The 17,930-nt window shown below is 68.4% G+C and carries 15 protein-coding genes and 1 tRNA gene; 7 read left to right on the forward strand and 9 right to left on the reverse strand.

All coding sequences use genetic code 11. The annotated features are described in order from the left end of the window. Positions 1 to 10: 10 nt before the first annotated feature. Positions 11 to 1,555 (reverse strand): CitMHS family transporter, encoded by a 1,545-nt coding sequence (locus tag OPU70_RS04320; protein WP_498557207.1) that lies wholly within the window; start codon positions 1,553 to 1,555, stop codon positions 11 to 13. A 158-nt stretch (positions 1,556 to 1,713) separates the two neighbouring features. Here OPU70_RS04320 and OPU70_RS04325 point away from each other — a divergent pair, with 158 nt between their 5' ends. Both OPU70_RS04325 and OPU70_RS04330 read left to right on the forward strand, forming a co-directional pair. After that, the gene (locus tag OPU70_RS04325) at positions 1,714 to 3,363 is read left to right on the forward strand and encodes a sensor histidine kinase (protein WP_498557208.1); all 1,650 of its coding nucleotides are present in this window, start codon (positions 1,714 to 1,716) and stop codon (positions 3,361 to 3,363) included. Continuing rightward, the gene (locus OPU70_RS04330; RefSeq protein ID WP_079112630.1) at positions 3,360 to 4,013 is read left to right on the forward strand and encodes a response regulator; all 654 of its coding nucleotides are present in this window, start codon (positions 3,360 to 3,362) and stop codon (positions 4,011 to 4,013) included. The genes OPU70_RS04325 and OPU70_RS04330 overlap by 4 nt, the downstream gene beginning before the upstream one ends. A 34-nt stretch (positions 4,014 to 4,047) precedes the next feature. On the opposite strand, the gene prfA is transcribed toward OPU70_RS04330, so the two are convergent. The 5 genes from prfA to lysA form a co-directional block, all read right to left on the reverse strand. After that, on the reverse strand, positions 4,048 to 5,127 hold the full coding sequence (gene prfA / locus OPU70_RS04335) for a peptide chain release factor 1 (protein ID WP_042541861.1): 1,080 nt from the start codon (positions 5,125 to 5,127) through the stop codon (positions 4,048 to 4,050). An 11-nt stretch (positions 5,128 to 5,138) separates the two neighbouring features. Then, positions 5,139 to 7,109, reverse strand: a complete 1,971-nt coding sequence (gene rho, locus OPU70_RS04340; protein ID WP_475435957.1) for a transcription termination factor Rho — start codon at positions 7,107 to 7,109, stop codon at positions 5,139 to 5,141. Between the two features lie 197 nt (positions 7,110 to 7,306). Continuing rightward, the gene (gene thrB, locus OPU70_RS04345; RefSeq protein ID WP_309687674.1) at positions 7,307 to 8,236 is read right to left on the reverse strand and encodes a homoserine kinase; all 930 of its coding nucleotides are present in this window, start codon (positions 8,234 to 8,236) and stop codon (positions 7,307 to 7,309) included. 2 nt (positions 8,237 to 8,238) lie between these two features. Continuing rightward, complete coding sequence (locus OPU70_RS04350) at positions 8,239 to 9,546, reverse strand: homoserine dehydrogenase (protein WP_498557209.1); 1,308 nt, start codon at positions 9,544 to 9,546, stop codon at positions 8,239 to 8,241. Between the two features lie 63 nt (positions 9,547 to 9,609). Further along, positions 9,610 to 11,019: a diaminopimelate decarboxylase gene (lysA, locus tag OPU70_RS04355; RefSeq protein ID WP_056376558.1), complete on the reverse strand. Its 1,410-nt coding sequence runs from the start codon at positions 11,017 to 11,019 to the stop codon at positions 9,610 to 9,612. 150 nt (positions 11,020 to 11,169) lie between these two features. Between lysA and OPU70_RS04360 the strand changes: the two genes are divergently transcribed. After that, positions 11,170 to 12,225, forward strand: coding sequence for a YihY/virulence factor BrkB family protein (locus tag OPU70_RS04360; protein ID WP_079113956.1), 1,056 nt, complete (start codon positions 11,170 to 11,172; stop codon positions 12,223 to 12,225). A gap of 3 nt (positions 12,226 to 12,228) precedes the next feature. On the opposite strand, the gene OPU70_RS04365 is transcribed toward OPU70_RS04360, so the two are convergent. Both OPU70_RS04365 and argS read right to left on the reverse strand, forming a co-directional pair. Then, positions 12,229 to 13,089, reverse strand: coding sequence for an LmeA family phospholipid-binding protein (locus tag OPU70_RS04365; RefSeq protein WP_079112626.1), 861 nt, complete (start codon positions 13,087 to 13,089; stop codon positions 12,229 to 12,231). 39 nt (positions 13,090 to 13,128) lie between these two features. Beyond that, complete coding sequence (gene argS, locus OPU70_RS04370) at positions 13,129 to 14,793, reverse strand: arginine--tRNA ligase (protein WP_079112625.1); 1,665 nt, start codon at positions 14,791 to 14,793, stop codon at positions 13,129 to 13,131. 70 nt (positions 14,794 to 14,863) lie between these two features. Here argS and OPU70_RS04375 point away from each other — a divergent pair, with 70 nt between their 5' ends. Together OPU70_RS04375 and OPU70_RS04380 are read left to right on the forward strand one after the other, a co-directional pair. Then, positions 14,864 to 15,676 (forward strand): SGNH/GDSL hydrolase family protein, encoded by an 813-nt coding sequence (locus OPU70_RS04375; RefSeq protein ID WP_079112624.1) that lies wholly within the window; start codon positions 14,864 to 14,866, stop codon positions 15,674 to 15,676. 16 nt (positions 15,677 to 15,692) lie between these two features. Then, positions 15,693 to 15,765, forward strand: a tRNA-Arg gene (locus OPU70_RS04380). 126 nt (positions 15,766 to 15,891) lie between these two features. Here the strand turns inward: OPU70_RS04380 and OPU70_RS04385 are convergent. Continuing rightward, positions 15,892 to 16,206, reverse strand: coding sequence for a hypothetical protein (locus OPU70_RS04385; protein ID WP_228385686.1), 315 nt, complete (start codon positions 16,204 to 16,206; stop codon positions 15,892 to 15,894). A 156-nt stretch (positions 16,207 to 16,362) separates the two neighbouring features. Here OPU70_RS04385 and OPU70_RS04390 point away from each other — a divergent pair, with 156 nt between their 5' ends. Both OPU70_RS04390 and OPU70_RS04395 read left to right on the forward strand, forming a co-directional pair. Then, positions 16,363 to 16,533, forward strand: coding sequence for a hypothetical protein (locus tag OPU70_RS04390; RefSeq protein ID WP_498557210.1), 171 nt, complete (start codon positions 16,363 to 16,365; stop codon positions 16,531 to 16,533). Positions 16,534 to 16,830: 297 nt separating this feature from the next. Beyond that, positions 16,831 to 17,922: an AI-2E family transporter gene (locus OPU70_RS04395; protein WP_498557235.1), complete on the forward strand. Its 1,092-nt coding sequence runs from the start codon at positions 16,831 to 16,833 to the stop codon at positions 17,920 to 17,922. The last annotated feature ends 8 nt before the right edge of the window (positions 17,923 to 17,930 follow it).

Consider the following 17,930-nt stretch of genomic DNA (forward strand, 5'->3'; position numbering starts at 1 on the left):
CCTATCGCTCTCACTGCGCGACGAAGAAGGGGATCGCTCCCGACAGGATGCCGACGGCGAGCATCACCAACGACACGATCACCGCGCGCCAGAGCACCTTCTTGTGATGATCGCCGAGGTTGACGCTCGCGAGCGAGACGAGCAGCAGGATCGCCGGCACCAGAGGACTCTGCAGGTGCACGGGCTGACCGATGATCGACGCCCTCGCCATCTCGACGGGATCGATTCCGAAGGTCGCTGCGCTCTGGGCGAGCACAGGAAGGATGCCGAAGTAGAAGGCGTCGTTGGACATGAAGAAGGTGAACGGGATCGACAGGACTCCGGTGATGGGTGCGAGGAAGGGCCCGAGCGCCGGCGGCAGGACATCGGTGATCCACGTCGCCATCGCATCGACCATGCCGGTGCCGGTCAGCACGCCGACCAGAACTCCGGCGGCGATGACCATCGACACCACCCCGACGATGCTCGGGGCGTGTGCGACGATCTCCGACGCCTGCTCCTTGATCCCCCGGAAGTTGACGAGCAGCGCGACCGCTGCACCGACCATGAAGACGTACGGAAGCGGCATGATGTCGAGCACGAGCAGCACCATCACGGCGAGCGTGAGGGCGAGGTTGAACCAGATGAGCCTCGGCCGCAGCGTGGGCCGTGCGGGGTCGAGCATGGTGTCCGCCATGGCCGTGTCCGCAGGGTCCACGCTCGCCGCGGCCACCGGGCTGCGCCCACCCGCCACGACGACGATGTTGCCGGTGCGCAGCGCCGCACGGGCACCGGGCGTCGCATCCGAGCCGCGGAAGATCTTCGGCACCGTCGAGAAGGCTCCGCCGTCTGCGCCTGTGAGCAGCGCCTCGGAGTCCAGGCGGCCGAGACGACGTCGCTCCTGCAGACCGAGCATCCAGGCGAAACCGAGCGTCACGACGATGCCGACGCCGAGCGCCGGCAGCATGGGAACGAAGATGTCGGTCGGCTGCAGCCCCAGAGCGGTCGCGGCGCGCACAGTCGGCCCGCCCCACGGCACGATGTTCAACGTGCCGTTCATCAACCCGGCGACGCAGGTGAGGACGACCGGGCTCATGCCGAGACGGAGATAGATCGGCAGCATCGCCGAGGTCGTGATGATGAACGTCGTCGAGCCGTCGCCGTCGAGAGAGACAGCGCCGGCGAGGATCGCCGTGCCCAGCACGACCTTCGCGGGGTCGTCACCGAGAACGCGCGTGATGACGCGGATCAGCGGGTCGAACAGGCCGACGTCGATCATGATCCCGAAGAACATGATCGCGAACATCAGCAGTGCGGCGGTCGGTGCCATGGTGGCGATCGAGTCGAGGATCATGTCGCCCATACCGAGCCCGGCGCCGGCGAACAGCCCGAACACGGTCGGCACGAGGATCAACGCCACCATGGGAGTCAGCCGCTTCGTCATGATCAGAGTCATGAAGGCGAGCACCATGGTGAATCCGAGAAGGACGAGGACCCACTCCGGCGGAACGAACGCGACGTCGTAGGTCGGCGTCTCTTCGGCGGCCGCTGACAGGCCGGTGAGTACGTCGGGCATGCTGTGACTCCTTCGTCGGGAATCCGTCGACTCCGACGGATCCTGACGAGACTAGGCAATCCGTCGCTTGCGAGCGCGGTATGCCGCATTCCCGGACGTTGTGCGCGTAGCGTGAGTTCTGCGCATATTGCGCGATGGTCGCGTGCGAAGGGAACAGGGTGTCGAAGACGACGACGAGACCTCGGTTCGCGACACGGACGCTGCTGCTGCACCTCGGCACGGTCGCGCTCGTGGTCGCGCTGTGCACCGGTGTGTACCTCGCACTCGCCGTGCAGCAGCTGCGCGCCGAAGCCGAGTCGACCGCCCTCGGCATCGCCAGGACCCTGGCCGAGGACCCGCAGGTTCGCGCCGAGGTCGCGCGCATCTCCTCATTGCAGGAGACGCCGGAGGCCGAGGTGCTCAGAAACGGCGAGCTGCAGCGCATCGCGTCGGACGTGTCCGACCGCACCGGCGCGCTCTTCGTGGTGATCGCCGACTCGGACGGCATCCGCCTGGCCCACCCCACCAGCTCACGCATCGGCCAGATGGTCAGCACGCCTTTCGAGGAGGTTCTCGCCGGGAACGAGGTCGTCGACTGGCAGACCGGCACCCTCGGCGAGTCGGCGAGAGCCAAGGTGCCGGTGCGTGACGAGGCCGGCGTGCCCGTCGGCGAGGTCAGCGTGGGGTTCGAGCGCACGGGCGTGTTCGACGACCTCCCACCCCTGCTCGCCGTGATCGGCGCCACAGCCGCGGGGGCGGTGTGCCTGGCGATCATCGCGTTCCTTCTGCTGCGTCGTCGCTGGGAGCGGCTCACGCTCGGCGTGCAGCCGGAAGAGCTCGTGGCGCTCGTGCAGAACCAGACAGCAGTGCTCAACGGCGTCGACGACGGCGTGCTCGCGGTCGACATCGCCGGCGTCGTGCGGGTCAGCAACGATGCGGTCGACCGGATGCTCGGCCTCGATTCGCCGGTCGGACATCGGCTGGCGGAACTCGGACTTCCTCCGGCTGTCGTCGAGACCGCGACGGGCAGGCGCACCACATCGACCGCGGTGGTGGGCGGACGCGTCCTGTACTTCGACTCCAGACCCGTCATCCGCTACGGGAGGCCGCTCGGAGACGTGCTGATCATCCGCGACCGCACCGACCTCATCGCGCTGACGGAGCGGCTGGAGACCGTGCGCGCGGTCACCACTGCGCTGCGCGTGCAGCGCCACGAGTTCGCCAATCGCATGCACGTGGTCGCCGGACTCATCGATGCGGCCAGGATCGACGACGCCAGAGGCTTTCTCGATGAGCTCGTCGAGCGGGGCTCGGTCGCGTTCCCCGTCGCCGGGCTCGAGCTGCTCAGCGATCCCTTCCTGCATTCGTTCCTCGGCGCCAAGGGCATCGAAGCCGGTGAGCGCGGCGTCGCGTTGCGGATCGCGGACGAGACCCAGCTGATCGGAAGTGTGGCAGAGCCGGAGGACGTCGCAGCCGTGCTGGGCAACCTCGTCGACAACGCGGTGAAAGCAGCCGCCTCCGGAGAGCGGATCCCCCGCTGGGTGGAAGTCGCGGTGCTGGGAGACGGCGACGCGCTGGTCGTCACGGTCGCGGATTCCGGGCCGGGACTCGCGGGGATCGATCCGATGGCGCCGCGGACGCCGGGTGAGGACGACCACGATCACGTGCACGGCCACGGTCTGGGCATCCCCCTGGCTCGAGACATCGCGCGCCGCCGTGGCGGAGACCTCTGGATCATCGACGCGGGGGGCGGGGAGCACGGCGCCGTTCTCGCCGCGCGCATCGGCCGCGCCGTGTCCGACACTCCGACGACCGAGGAGAAGCAATGACCGACCCCCTCCGCGTACTGATACTCGACGATGACTTCCGCGTCGGCCTGCTGCATCAGAGCATCGTCGACGACCAACCGGCCTTCACCGCCCTGGAGCCGGTGCGGTCTCTCGCCGAGGCGAGGGAGCGCATCCGCTCGGCGCGCCCTGACCTGCTCCTCGCTGATGTCTTCCTCCCCGACGGAGACGGCATCGCTCTGGTGCGGGAGGCCGGGATCGACGCGATCCTCATCTCGGCGGCTGACGACGCACCCACCGTGCGCCGGGCGCTCAGATCAGGTGCCGTCGGATATCTGCTGAAGCCTTTCGACCGACGCGCGCTGATCGGCCTGCTCGAGCGCTACGCGCGGTACCGCAACCTGCTCGCCGGCGACCGGCCCCTGCGTCAGGAGGACGCCGACCGTGCTCTGGCGATCCTGCACGGCGCCGGAGAACCGGTGTCGGTCTCGCGTTCGGCGACGGAGCAGCTGGTGCTCGCCGCACTCGGCGATGGCGAGGCCTCGGCGGCCGAGGTCGGGGAGCTCGTCGGGATCTCGCGCGCCACTGCACAGCGTCACCTCGCGGCTCTCGCTGCTCGCACCGTCGTGGAGGTGCGGCTGCGCTACGGCGCGACCGGACGACCCGAGCACCGATACGCCGCCCGCACCTGATCGGAGCACAGGCGAGGACCGAGGCGCGATCGGCTCAGGAGTCGGAGCCCACCGCGGCGAGCCGGGCTTCTTCGTCTGCCTGGATGGCACTGACGATGATCGGCTCGAGCGCACCGTCCATCACCTGGTCGAGGTTGTACGCCTTGAAGCCGGTGCGGTGGTCGGCGATCCGGTTCTCGGGGAAGTTGTACGTGCGGATGCGCTCCGAACGATCCATCCCGCGGATCTGCGACTTGCGCGCGTCGGATGCCGCTGCATCCAGCTCCTCCTGCTGCTTCGCGAGCAGCCGCGCTCGGAGCACGCGCATCGCCGCCTCACGGTTCTGCAGCTGGGACTTCTCGTTCTGCATCGACACGACGATGCCGCTCGGCAGGTGCGTGATGCGCACAGCCGAGTCCGTGGTGTTCACCGACTGGCCGCCAGGGCCCGATGAGCGGAACACGTCGATCTTCAGGTCGTTCTGGTTGATGGCGATCTCGTCGGGCTCATCGACCTCGGGGAACACCAGCACTCCGGTGGTCGAGGTGTGGATGCGCCCCTGCGACTCGGTGGCCGGCACGCGCTGCACGCGGTGCACGCCGCCCTCGTACTTCAGGTGCGCCCAGACGCCCTGGGCCGGGTCGGTCGACGACCCCTTGATCGCGACCTGGACATCCTTGTAGCCGCCGAGGTCGGACTCGTTCCGCTCGAGCAGCTCGGTCTTCCATCCCTTGGACGCCGCGTACTGGATGTACATGCGGAGCAGATCTGCGGCGAACAGCGCCGACTCGGCACCGCCCTCCCCCGCCTTGATCTCCATGATCACGTCGCGTGCATCGTCGGGGTCACGAGGGATGAGCAGACGCCGGAGCTTCTCCTGCGCCGTCTGCAGACCCTCTTCAAGGGACGGGACCTCGGCGGCGAACGCCTCGTCGTCGCGAGCGAGCTCACGCGCAGCGTCCAGATCTTCGGATGCCGCCACCCAGGCCTCATAGGCGGCGACGATCCTCGACAGCTCGGCGTAGCGACGATTGACGCGCTTCGCCCGAGCAGCATCGGCGTGCACCGCCGGGTCGGAGAGTTCCTCCTGCACCCGGCGATGCTCGTCGATCAGAGTCTGGACGGACTCGAACACGTCAGCTCCGCTCAGCGGATGTTGTTGTCGTGACCGTGCGCGCCCGAAGGCAGCGTCGGGATCGACTTCTGCATCTGCACGAGGAACTCGACGTTCGAGTGGGTCTCCTTGAGCTTGCCCAGGACGACCTCGAGCGCCTGCTGCTGGTCGAGGCCCGCGAGGGCTCGGCGCAGCTTCCAGGTGATCTTGACCTCGTCGGTCGACAGCAGCATCTCTTCGCGGCGGGTGCTCGACGCGTTCACATCGACGGCCGGGAAGATGCGCTTGTCGGCGAGCTGACGCGACAGGCGCAGCTCGCTGTTGCCGGTGCCCTTGAACTCCTCGAAGATGACCTCGTCCATCTTGGAGCCGGTCTCGACGAGAGCCGTGGCGAGGATCGTGAGGGATCCGCCGTTCTCGATGTTGCGGGCGGCGCCGAAGAAGCGCTTGGGCGGGTACAGCGCCGAGGCGTCGACACCACCCGAGAGCACCCGTCCGGATGCCGGAGCCGCGAGGTTGTACGCACGGCCGAGACGCGTGATCGAGTCGAGCAGCACGACGACGTCGCGGCCCAGCTCGACGAGACGCTTGGCACGCTCGATGGCGAGCTCTGCGACCGTGGTGTGGTCTTCTGCAGGACGGTCGAACGTCGAGGCGATGACCTCGCCCTTGACCGTGCGCTCCATGTCGGTGACCTCTTCGGGGCGCTCGTCGACGAGCACGACCATGAGGTGGACCTCCGGGTTGTTCTGAGCGATCGCGTTCGCGATCTGCTGCAGGACGATCGTCTTGCCGGCCTTGGGCGGTGCGACGATGAGGCCGCGCTGTCCCTTGCCGATCGGAGCGACGAGGTCGATGATGCGCTGGGTCAGCTTCTCGGGCACCGTCTCGAGGCGCAGACGCTCCTGCGGGTAGAGCGGGGTGAGCTTGCCGAACTCCACGCGGGTCGCGGCGTCGTCGATCGACAGGCCGTTGATCGAGTCGACCTTCACGAGGGCGTTGTACTTCTGGCGCCCCTGCTGCTCGCCTTCGCGCGGCTGCTTGATCGAGCCGACGATCGCGTCGCCCTTGCGCAGGTTGTACTTCTTGACCTGTCCGAGGGAGACGTACACGTCGCTCGGGCCGGCGAGGTAGCCGGTCGTGCGCACGAATGCGTAGTTGTCGAGCACGTCGAGGATTCCGGCGATCGGAACGAGGACGTCGTCCTCCCCGATCTCGGTGTCGAACTCGTCGGTCGGCACACCACCGCGGCGCTTGTTGCGCTGACGGTTGCGGCCGTTGCCGCCCTCGTCTTCGGCGGGTGCGCTCTGCTGCTGCTGAGGCTGCTGCTCGCCGCCCTGTGCGGTGCCGTTCTGACCGCGACCGCGGTTGCGGCTGCGGTTCCGGTTGCGGTTGCGGCCGCCCTGCTCCTCGCCGCCGTCAGCGGAGTCGGAGGACGAGTCGGCGGCGGAGGTCGCGTCGGCCGGTGCGGCCTCGGCGGGCTTCTCGGTCGCAGGAGCCTCGGTCTCGGCCGCGGGCTTCTTCGCCGTGCGGCGTCCACGGCCGGTGGTCTTCTTCGGCTCGTCGGTCGAGCCGGCAGCGTCAGCAGAGCCGGCTGTGTCAGCGGAGTCGCTGCTGTCGGCGGTCTTCGCAGCGGGGGCCTCGGCGGGCGCTGCGGGAGCCGATGAGGAGGGTGCAGAAGCCTCGACGGCTGCGGGAGCCTCGGCGGTCTCGGCGTCGGCCTTCTTCGCACGACTGCGGCGGGGGGCCTTGGCCTTGGGAGCCGCGTCGGCGGTAGGCGCCTCGGCAGCGGGGGCCTCGGGCGCCGGTGTGCTGTCTGCGGACGCAGCAGCCTTCTCGGCCTTCGCGGCGGCCGATGCGGTGCTCGCTCGGCGCGGCGCGCGCTTGCGGGCCGGGGCCACCTCGGTCGCGGCAGTCGTCGCGGCGTCGGAGCTCGCGGCCTTTGCCGGAGCCTCGGCGGCAGTCGCCGCCTGGTCGTTCTGGGTCTCGGAGAAATTCTCCACGAGTACTCCCTCTTTGGTCTCGGGGACATGAGCGGCACGCGCACAACGGGTGCTGCGCGCGATCGCACGGACTGACGCTCGGCGTCAGTCAGCCTCTGCACTGGGTTCTCGGAAAGAACGAAGTTCTCGGTGAGAGCAGTGTCACAGGGGTTTGCGTGCGGGTCTTGCAGAGTTGCAATGGGGCCAGATTCACGCAGTTACGTGGAGCCCTCCGCTCGATTCCCCACTGTACCACCACGCACGTCGACCGCGAGCAGCAGCGCGTCCCACGGGGTGTCGGTCGTCGATGCGGCGAGTTCCATGGCGTCCTGACGGCTTCCCGGGCCGTCGGCGAGCACGAGCACGCTGGGACCGGCACCGGAGACCACGGCGGCGAAGCCCGCCGCACGGAGCGTCTGGACCAGCCGCTGAGTCTCGGGCATCGCCTCGGCTCGGTAGTCCTGATGAAGGCGGTCGGCCGTCGCGTCGAGCAGCAGTTCAGGGCTCTGCATGAGTGCGGCGATCAGCAGTGCCGAGCGCGAGACGTTGAACACCGCATCCGCCGTCGAGACCTGAGGCGGCTGCAGCGAGCGCGCCTTCGTGGTCGACATCGTGTACGAGGGCACGAGCACGAGCGGCGACACACCGCGGTGCACGAGCAGCTTCTTGTGCTGCGCTCCGCGCTCACCCATCCACGCGATCGTCAGCCCGCCGAACAGCGCGGGCGCCACGTTGTCGGGGTGTCCCTCGATCTCGGTGGCGAGGCGGAGCATGTCCGCGTCACTGATCTCGACATCACCCTCGAGCAGCCCCTTGGCCGCGAGGATGCCTGCCGCGACCGCAGCACCTGAGGATCCGAGTCCACGACCGTGCGGCACGCCGTTCTCGGCGACGATGCGCAGCCCCGGGAGGGGCCGCTCGACGTCCGCGTACACATGCGCGATCGTGCGGACGATGAGATTCGAGTCGTCACGGGGGATCTCGGCTGCTCCGGAACCGGAGACCTCGATCTCGAGCGCTCCCGCAGGGAGCTCCGTCACCAGGAGCGTGTCGTAGACGCTGAGCGCGAGTCCGAGGGTGTCGAATCCAGGGCCGAGGTTGGCACTGGTCGCCGGGACCGTCACCTCGACCGTGCGCCCCGCCGCCATCGTCACTCGCCTTCCACGCGGAGCACCGAGACGACCCGTTCGACGACAGAGCTGTCGGCGAGCGCATCGACCGTGGCGCTGAGCGCGGCATCCGTGGCCCGGTGCGTGCCGATGACGAGGCGAGCGGTGGGCTCGTCCTCTCCTTCGACGGTCTGCACGACAGTGGCGACCGAAACGGCTCCATCGCTCAGGATCCCGGCGACGGTCGCCAGCACGCCCGGAGCGTCCGCGACCTCGAGAGTGATCTGGTAACGGGTCGTGACGTGACCGATCGGCACCACAGGGAGGTTCGCTCTGGTGGACTCCCCCACGCCGACACCGCCGGCGATGTGCCGGCGAGCGGCCGACACGACGTCTCCGAGCACAGCGGATGCCGTCTGCACTCCGCCGGCGCCTGCACCGTAGAACATCAGCGACCCTGCGGCCTCCGCCTCGACGAAGACGGCGTTGTTGGCTCCGTGCACCGAGGCGAGCGGGTGAGACGTGGGGACGAGTGCCGGGTAGACGCGCACTGAGATCGACTCGGTGCCGTTGGCCTCGATGCGCTCGCAGACGGCGAGCAGCTTGATCACGAAGCCGGCGGCGCGCGCCTCGTCGATCATCGACGCCGTGATCGTCGTGATGCCCTCGCGGTACACGGCGTCGAGCGGAACAGCCGTGTGGAATGCGAGACTCGCGAGGATCGCGGCCTTCTGGGCGGCGTCGTATCCCTCGATGTCGGCGGTCGGGTCTGCTTCGGCATAACCGAGGCGCTGCGCGTCGGCGAGAACGTCGGCGAAGTCGGCGCCCTCGGTCTCCATGCGATCGAGGATGTAGTTGGTCGTGCCGTTCACGATCCCCATGATGCGCACCACGCGGTCGCCTGCCAGCGAGTCGCGCAGCGGGCGGATGATCGGGATCGCACCGGCAGCGGCCGCTTCGTAGTAGACGGATGCGCCCACGCGGTCGGCCGCCTCGAACAGCTCTGGACCATGCGTCGCCAGCAGCGCCTTGTTGGCCGTGACCACATCGGCTCCGGAGCCGATCGCCTGCAGGATGCTCGTGCGCGCCGGCTCGATGCCGCCGATCAGCTCGATCACGATGTCGGAGCCGAGGATCAGCGACTCTGCATCCGTCGTGAACAGCTCCTTGGGCAGATCGGTCTCGCGCGGCGCATCGAGGTTGCGCACCGCGATGCCGGCCAGCTCCAGCGTGGCACCCGCGCGGTCGGCGAGTTCGTCGCCGTGGCGAAGAAGGAGGGCGGCCACCTGGGAGCCGACCGCTCCGGCGCCGAGGAGCGCCACCCGAAGTCGTCGGTACTCAGTCGTCATTGCATCTCTCCTTAGGAGGGTTGATCAGTCGTGCTACGTCGGGGACCGCGTCGTTCGCGCGGATCACCCGTGGTTCTCGGACGCCCCGACGCCGACATCGCGTGCCAGGACGTCGGCGATGGTCTCGCCGCGGACGATGATCGCCGACCGGCCATCGCGCACGGCGACGATCGGAGGGCGAGGGACGTGGTTGTAGTTGCTGGCGAGCGGCGCGCAGTAGGCGCCGGTGGAGGGAACAGCCAGCAGGTCGCCCGGAGACACATCGGCGGGCAGGTACTCGTGGTCGACCACGATGTCGCCGGACTCGCAGTGCTTGCCGACCACCCGGCTGAGCTGCGGCTCCCCTGAGCCGAGCCGCGAGGCGAGACGAGCCGAGAACTGCGCTTCGTAGAGCGCCGTCCTGGCGTTGTCGCTCATGCCGCCGTCGACGCTGATGTAACGCCGAGTGGCTCCGGTGTCGAGCGCGACGTCCTTGGTGGTTCCGACCTCGTAGATCGTCACCCCGGCGGTGCCCACGATCGCCCTGCCCGGCTCGAACGACAGGGCGGGCACGGCGATCCCGCGTGCGGCGCAGCCCTCCGCGACGGCGGCGACGATCTCGCCCGCGAGCATCTCGATCGGGGTGGGGTCGTCGACGCTCGTGTATGCGATGCCGAAGCCTCCGCCGAGGTTGAGCTGAGGCACCGGTCCACCCTCGAGCAGCGCGGCGTGCAGCTCGAGCACCCGCTCCGCCGACTCGCGGAAGCCCGCGACGCCGAAGATCTGCGATCCGATATGGCAGTGGAGTCCGGCGAACTCGATGCCGGGGATCTCGCGGATGCGGGCGACCGCCTGCTCGGCGTCGGGGAGCGGGAAGCCGAACTTCTGGTCTTCGTGGGCCGTCGCCAGAAAATCGTGGGTCTCGGCGTGCACGCCGCTGATGACCCGCACCAGCACGCGCTGCACAGCGCCCGTCCTTGCGGTGATCGCCGCCAGACGCTCGATCTCGATCGCGCTGTCGACGATGATCGTGCCGATGCCCACCTCGACGGCGCGCTCGAGCTCGGCGACCGACTTGTTGTTGCCGTGGAAGCCCAGGGATGCCGGAGCGACGCCCGCTGCGAGCGCGACCTCCAGCTCGCCGCCGGTGCACACGTCGATGCGGAGTCCTTCGTCGATCACCCAGCGCGCGATCGTCGTGGTCAGCAGCGCCTTGCCCGCGTAGTACACCTGCGCGGTCGTGCCGTATTCGCTCGCCGCCGCGTCGAAAGACGAGCGGAAGGCGCGGGCGCGGGAACGCACCTCGTCCTCGTCGATCACGAGCAGCGGCGTGCCGTACGTCTCGGCGAGAGCGGTCGCGGAGATGCCGGCGATCCGCAGTTCTCCGTCGGCGCCGCGGGCTGCGGAGGCGGGCCACACAGCGGCGGGAAGATCATTCACGTCGTCGGGCACGACGAGCCATTCCGGGGCGAGCGAGTCGGCAGGGGAAAGCAAGGAACACCAATCGTGGGACGAGGCTCGGGCGGATACGCGCACTGCGAGGTTGCCCCCGATTCTAGGGCACCGTGCATGCCGCATCAGTCATGGTGACACTCGGCGTCAACCCCCTGCGGACACATCCTGCCGACTCGTAAGGTGGTGGAGATGAGCACCGAATCCGCAGCACCCGATGCCCGACGCCCCGGCCTGATCGCGCGCGTCAGCACTGCGACGATCCGCTGGGCTCTGACCCGTCGTCCGGTGCGGGCCTTCCTCCTCTACTCGGAGCGTCGGGGCCCGATGCTGGCCGACAGCGTGACCTACCGCGCGCTGTTCAGTGTGTTCGCCGCCGTTCTCCTCGGCTTCTCGATCGCCGCGCTGTGGCTCGCCGGCAATCCGGACGTCTGGGATGCGATCATCTCCGCCGTTCAGTCCGTGGTGCCCGGTCTCATCGGCGAAGACGGCGTCGTGAATCCCGACGACCTCAAGGAGCCGATCTCGCTGTCGATCGCGGGCGCCGTCTCGACGGTCGCTCTGATCGGCTCGGCGCTCGGCGCCGTGGGATCCCTGCGCACGGCGGTGCGAGTCCTCGCCGGAACCGCGCACGCCGACGTGCTGTTCATCTGGGTCATGCTCCGCAACCTGCTGCTCGCGGTGGGTGTCGCCGTGCTGTTCATCGCTGCGGCGGCCGTCACCTTCGCCGGCCGGCTCGGGATCACATGGATCAGCGGTCTGCTCGGCATCCCCGAGGATTCGCCCGTCGCATCCTGGGGCATCCGGATCGTCTCGCTGATCGTCGTACTGGCGCTCGACACCGTGCTCATCGCGGGCGTGTTCCGGCTGCTCTCCGGTCTCCGTCCCTCGGGGCGCTCCCTCTGGATCGGGGCTCTCATCGGCGGCGTCGGGCTGCTCGTGCTGCAGGAGCTCTCCGGGCTGTTCATCGGGGGCGCGACGAGCAATCCGCTGCTCGCGTCCTTCGCCACACTCCTGGCGCTGCTGATCTGGCTCAACCTGTCGACCCAGGTCATCCTGATCTCGTGCGCGTACATCGTCACGTCGGAGGAAGAGCGCAAGGACCGCGTGCGTGCCCGGTTCGGCGCGACGACCTTCCCGCAGCGACGCGTGCAGCGAGCTGAGGCCGAGGTCGCGCTCGCGACATCGGAGCTTCGCGCGGCCCAGCAGGCCGAACGGGAAGCCCGCCTCGGTTCCGACGACGACTGAGCGTCACCCCTGAGGGCAGGTGCCCTTCTCGAGCAGACTCTCGTCGGTGGCGATGGCACCGTCGACGTCGACGTCGATCACAGCCTCCGCTCCATCGATCTCGAGGTCGGTGAGTGTGATGCCCGCGGGCAGCTGATCGGCGATGCAGATGCGCTGCGTCTCGGTGAGCCGTTCCCCGAGTGCGCCGAGGGTCGATCCGACCTGATCCGCGTCGACCTCGAGTCCGCCGATGGTCAGCCCGACGGGGGTGAGCTCGAGGTCTCCTTCCGCGACGCCAGGAGTCACGGTGAGGGAGATCGGGATCGCGATGCCCAGCACGCTCACGGAGCCCGCTACCGTCGCGTTCGGCGTGTCGAGCGTGACGGAGTCGATGGGGAGATCGGTGTCGGACAGCAGATCCGTGAACTGCGACTCATCGATGCGGATGGTGCCGGAAGCGCCGCGCAGGTCACCGCCGCGCAGCGGGACGCCCGTGGCAGTGACGTCGACGGCGCCGGTGATCCCCTCCAGGGTTACGGAGTCGGTGGAGAGGTGCAGGCTGTCGAGCGTGCCACCGATCAGCTGAGGCAGCAGGATGCCGTCAGCCTCGACCGCGAGTTCCTGGTCAGCGGGCAGATCGAGCTGCTCGATCACGATGCCCCGCACTATGCCTGGCAGGACAGCCCGCGCGATGAGCTCCGCCACCACGACGAGAGCGGCGAGCACCAGGACGACGATCAGCAGCACCCATGGCCACCGCTTGCGCTTGCGTGCGGGTGCCGCGACACCGTCGACGGGCGCACCATCCTTGCCGCCGGGGATCACGAGCGTCGGATGCTCGGAATCCGCAGCGGGGTAAGGAAGGGTGTGGTTGTCGTCGCTCATGCTGCCATCCTGCCCTACGACGCCGGACGGCAACCGGAGTCACATGCGCTCTGGCGCAGACACACCGAGCAGGTCGAGTCCGTTGCGGAACACCTGCCCTGCGGCGTCGTTGAGCCACAGACGCGTGCGATGCACCGTCTCGACAGGATCGTCGCCCTGTGGGATGACCCGGCAGTTGTCGTACCAGCGGTGGTAGAGGCCCGCGAGCTCTTCGAGGTAGCGCGCGACCCGGTGCGGCTCGCGCACCTCAGCCGCGAACGCGACGATGCGAGGAAACTCCTGCAGGGCGCCGAGAAGCGCACTCTCGGTCTCGTGCGTGAGCGTCTCGGGAGAGAACTCCGAACGGTCCACCCCGGAGTCGGCGGCGTTGCGCGCGACGTTGTGCGTGCGAGCATGCGCGTACTGGACGTAGAACACCGGGTTGTCGTTCGTGCGCTTCTGCAGCAGCTCGGGGTCGAGCGCGAGAGGAGAGTCGGCGGGCGAACGCTCGAGCGAGTAGCGGAGAGCGTCGGTGCCCAGCCACTCGCGCAGATCGTCCATCTCGATGATGTTTCCGGCGCGCTTGCTGAGACGTGCACCGCCCACCGAGACCAACTGCCCGATCAGCACCTCGACGTTCTTCTCGGGGTCCTCCCCTGCCGCGCCCGCGATCGCCTTGAGGCGGTGGACATAGCCGTGATGGTCGGCGCCCAGCAGGTACAGCTTGTACTCGAAGCCGCGATCGCCCTTGTTGAGGTAGTACGCGGCGTCGGCGGCGAAGTAGGTGTACTCGCCGTTGGAGCGACGGATCACACGATCTTTGTCGTCGCCGAAGTCGGTCGTGCGCACCCAGACAGCGCCCTCGTGGTCGAACACGTGCCCCTGCTCGCGCAGACGATCGACGGCACGGTCGACGAAGCTGACCCCGTCTTCGTCCTTGGCGTGCAGAGTGCGCTCCGAGAACCACACGTCGAAATCGACGTTGAACTTGGAGAGCGACTGCTTCTGCTCTTCGAGCTGGAAGCCGTAAGCGAGTTCGCGCGTCACGACGACCTGCTCGTCGCCGGTCAGGTCGAGCAGGTCGGGGCGCGCAGCGAGCACCCGTGCGGCGAGGTCGCCGATGTAGCTGCCGGCGTATCCGCCCTCGGGGGTGGGCTCGCCCTTGACTGCGGCGAGCACCGAGTTGGCGAAGCGCTCCATCTGCACGCCGGCGTCGTTGATGTAGTACTCCCTGGCGACCTTCGCGCCTGAGGCCGCGAGCACCCGGGCGATCGCGTCGCCCAGCGCCGCCCAGCGGGTGTGGCCGATGTGCAGCGGTCCGGTCGGGTTCGCGCTGACGAACTCGATGTTGATGCTGCGCCCGGCCTGGGTGTCGTTGTGCCCGTACTCGGCACCGGCGTCGACGATCACCTTCGCCAGTGCGCCGGCTGCAGCCGCGTCCAGGCGGATGTTGATGAACCCGGGCCCCGCGACCTCTGCGCTCTGCACGCCGTCGACCTGCGCGAGCCCGTCCGCGATCTGCTGCGCGAGCTCACGGGGGTTCGTGCCGAACGGCTTCGCCAGGCGCATCGCGATGTTCGAGGCCCAGTCTCCGTGATCGCGGTTGCGAGGACGCTCGAAGACGATGTCTGCTGCGGTGAGTCCGAGCGGCTCGCCAGGACGTCGTTCCTCGGCGATCGGTGCGAGGACGGCGAGGAGGGCTGTGGCGAGCGTTTCAGGGTTCATAGGCCTCCCAGTTTACGGCGCGTCACGCGTCGGAATTTGCGCGGGCGGGATCGTGATCTACAGTCATGCCATGAAGGCCGCCCCCGCCCGCCGCCGTCTGCCCGTCGCAGGCCTCGCCGTCGCCGTGATCCTGGCGCTCGCCGCGGTCGTCCTCGGTGTCTGGCGCCCGTGGGTTCCGGTGCCGTCCTCGGCACCCGTCGGTGCGGCCGCCGTCGCGAATGAAGACGCCGTCGCGATCGCGCCGGTTCCGCTCCATCTTCCCGAGCATCCGACCGTGCTCGTGTTCGGCGATTCCTGGACCTACGGATCGGCGGCGACCGACCCGACCCTCGGCTACGCCTATCAGCTCGCCGCCCTGATCGACGGCGAGACGATCGTCGACGGCGTCCGCGGCAGCGGCTACCTCAAGCCCGGACTCGACGGCCCCGCCTTCGGCGAGCGCATCGCCGCTCTGGACCCCGCGCTCAGCCCCGACCTGATCATCCTGCAGGGGTCGATCAACGACCGGGCACAGGGTGAGGCCGGGTACCGAGAGGCCGTCACCGCCGCGTGGGATGCGATGGCCGCGAAGTATCCGGAGGCGACGATCGTCATCCTGGGCCCGGCGCCCCACGAGCTGCCCGTGGGCGCCGAGACCGCTCGCATCGACGCCGATCTCGGCGAACTCGCCGCGGCTCGCAGCTGGTGGTACATCTCCCCCGTCGCTCAGGACTGGATCACCGAGCAGAACTATCTGTCGGTCATCGACGTCGAGGTGGGCCGCAAGCACCCGTCGACGGACGGCCACCGTTACCTCGCCGAAAAACTGGCCGCGGCGCTGGGCGAACTGGGCGACGCGCCGGTGACCGAAGCCGGTGGGTCGGAGACCACTCCCGAGCAGTGATATTGTCGATCGGTACGCCTCCGTAGCTCAGTGGATAGAGCGCCGGTTTCCGGTACCGTAGGTCGCAGGTTCGACTCCTGTCGGGGGCACACATGATGGGTTGCATGCGGAACGAGTGAGATTCGCACGCGGACCCGCAAACACGAGAGAAGCCGCCTGGGTTCAGGCGGCTTTTCTCGTTGGTGCTCTGCGCGACGTGAGCGCACGACACGAAGTCAGGCGTCGTCGGCCGTCACGGCGTTACCCCAGACCCAGCATCGGAACGTGGTCTCGCCGGCACGGAACTCGATACCTGCGGCCTCGGGTGTGGAGCGGGCGAGCTTGGCGTCCACACGAATGGCCTCTGGCCCGAACCGCACCCACGCGCGGACTGCACGGTATGGCTGCGGGTAGATGGTGACCGGCTGTTCTCGAAGTGCGAGTTCGCGGTCAGTCAGGGACTGGAGGGGTCCACATCGAGCGGCCGCGAGGATCGCCTGGTACTGGGATCGCATGTCGTAGTGAGCAGCGAGACGCTTGCTAGACCCCACGCCGGCTCCCTTCTCCGGCCTGAGTTCAGGGTAGCAACATTCGAAGCTATGTTCTATTCTGAACTCATGCGACCGACGACAGATCACCTCCCGGCCACCCTATGGATGGTCAATGACATCCCGTCGCGCATGGTCTTCGCTGGTCACCGATGGAGGGTGTCCGACACCCCTACGCGCCTACGCCACTCGATCTGGTCCGCATCGGCGACTCAGCATCACGGGCTCTATGGATGGCGCTTCCAGGGCACGAACGACGACGGGTTGTCGCTGGTGTTCGATGTCTTCAAGGGCGAGGACGGCTGGCACGTCCACCGCAGCTACGACTAGTCACGCGTGAACCGGCGCACCGGACACTGCTCGGACTGGTTCACTCGACGCTCCCGCTACGCGTTGACCGCGCACGGTCATCAGCTGTCCGAGCGTCGCGCCCCGAGCGAACGCGGCGCCGTGGTGTGACCCGGATCGGAGACATCACTGGGAGCGCCACTCACCACCTATGATTCGTGAGATGCTGCGCAATCGTCGGCCGCAGGGCGTCCACGGCCCCACACGCACCGCTCACGCTCCCGCTCCCGCTCCCGCTCCCGCTGAGGCTGGAGGGCTCTCCCCAACCTGCGCGTCCTCCTGACGCTCGCGGCGGCGACCGTCGCTCTCGCCGGGGTGTACTTCGCCCGAGAGGTGTTCGGGCCCGTCGCGCTCGCGATCGCGATCGTGGTGATCTGCGAGCCCCTCCGCCGACCACTCGATCGGCGCGGCTGGCCCCGGTGGGCCGGAACGACAGCCGTCATCGCCCTCGCCTACCTGATACTCCTGGCCATGGGCGCGTTGCTGTGGCTCGCGGGGACGCAGTTCGCTCGACTGATCAGCGACCTCACCTCCGAGGGCGGTCTGACCCGCGCCGCGGATCAGCTCATCTCTTCACTGCGATCCCTCGGGCTGGACGCGGAGTCGTCGGACGCTGCGGCCTCGGTTCTCGATCCCGCGACGCTGCTCGCCGTCGCGCGCAGCGTCGGCGGCACAGCGCTCAGCGTGGCCACCGCGCTGTTCTTCGTGTGCGCATACATCATCTTCATGGCCGTCGACGCCGCCCGCTACCGTCAAGCTCCCGTGCTCTTCGCAGCGAGCAAGGGTGCGACGATCGAGCGCATCGTGCGCCTCAACTCCGGCATCCGCAGGTACTACGTCGTGAACGCCACCTTCGGCGCCATCGTCGCGGTCCTCGACGGGCTCGCGCTGTGGTGGATGGGAATCCCGGTTCCGATCGTCTGGGCGATCCTCGCGTTCGTCGCGAACTTCATCCCCAACATCGGGTTCGTCCTCGGACTCGTCCCACCGGCCATCCTCGCGTTCATCGTCGGCGACTGGCCTCTGCTCCTCGGCGTCATCGCCGTCTACTGCGTCGTCAACGTCGTGCTGCAGGTCCTCGTGCAGCCCAAGTTCGTCAGCGACGCCGTCGACCTGAGCCTCACACTGAGCTTCCTCTCGGTGATCTTCTGGACCTTCATCATCGGACCGCTCGGAGCGATCCTGTCCATTCCGCTCACCCTGCTCGTGCGCACTCTGGTGCTCGAAGGCGATCCGAGCATGACATGGCTTCGGTGGCTCTCCGGTGACCGGAATGCGGTCCCTTCAGAGGAGCACCCCGCAGAGGAGCGACCTGCGACGAGACCCCGGCGTCGACGGTCCGCACGCGACCTCCGATCAGGCGACCGCTAGGACACGGC

The organism is Microbacterium sp. SWDP-B6 (assembly GCF_059803615.1).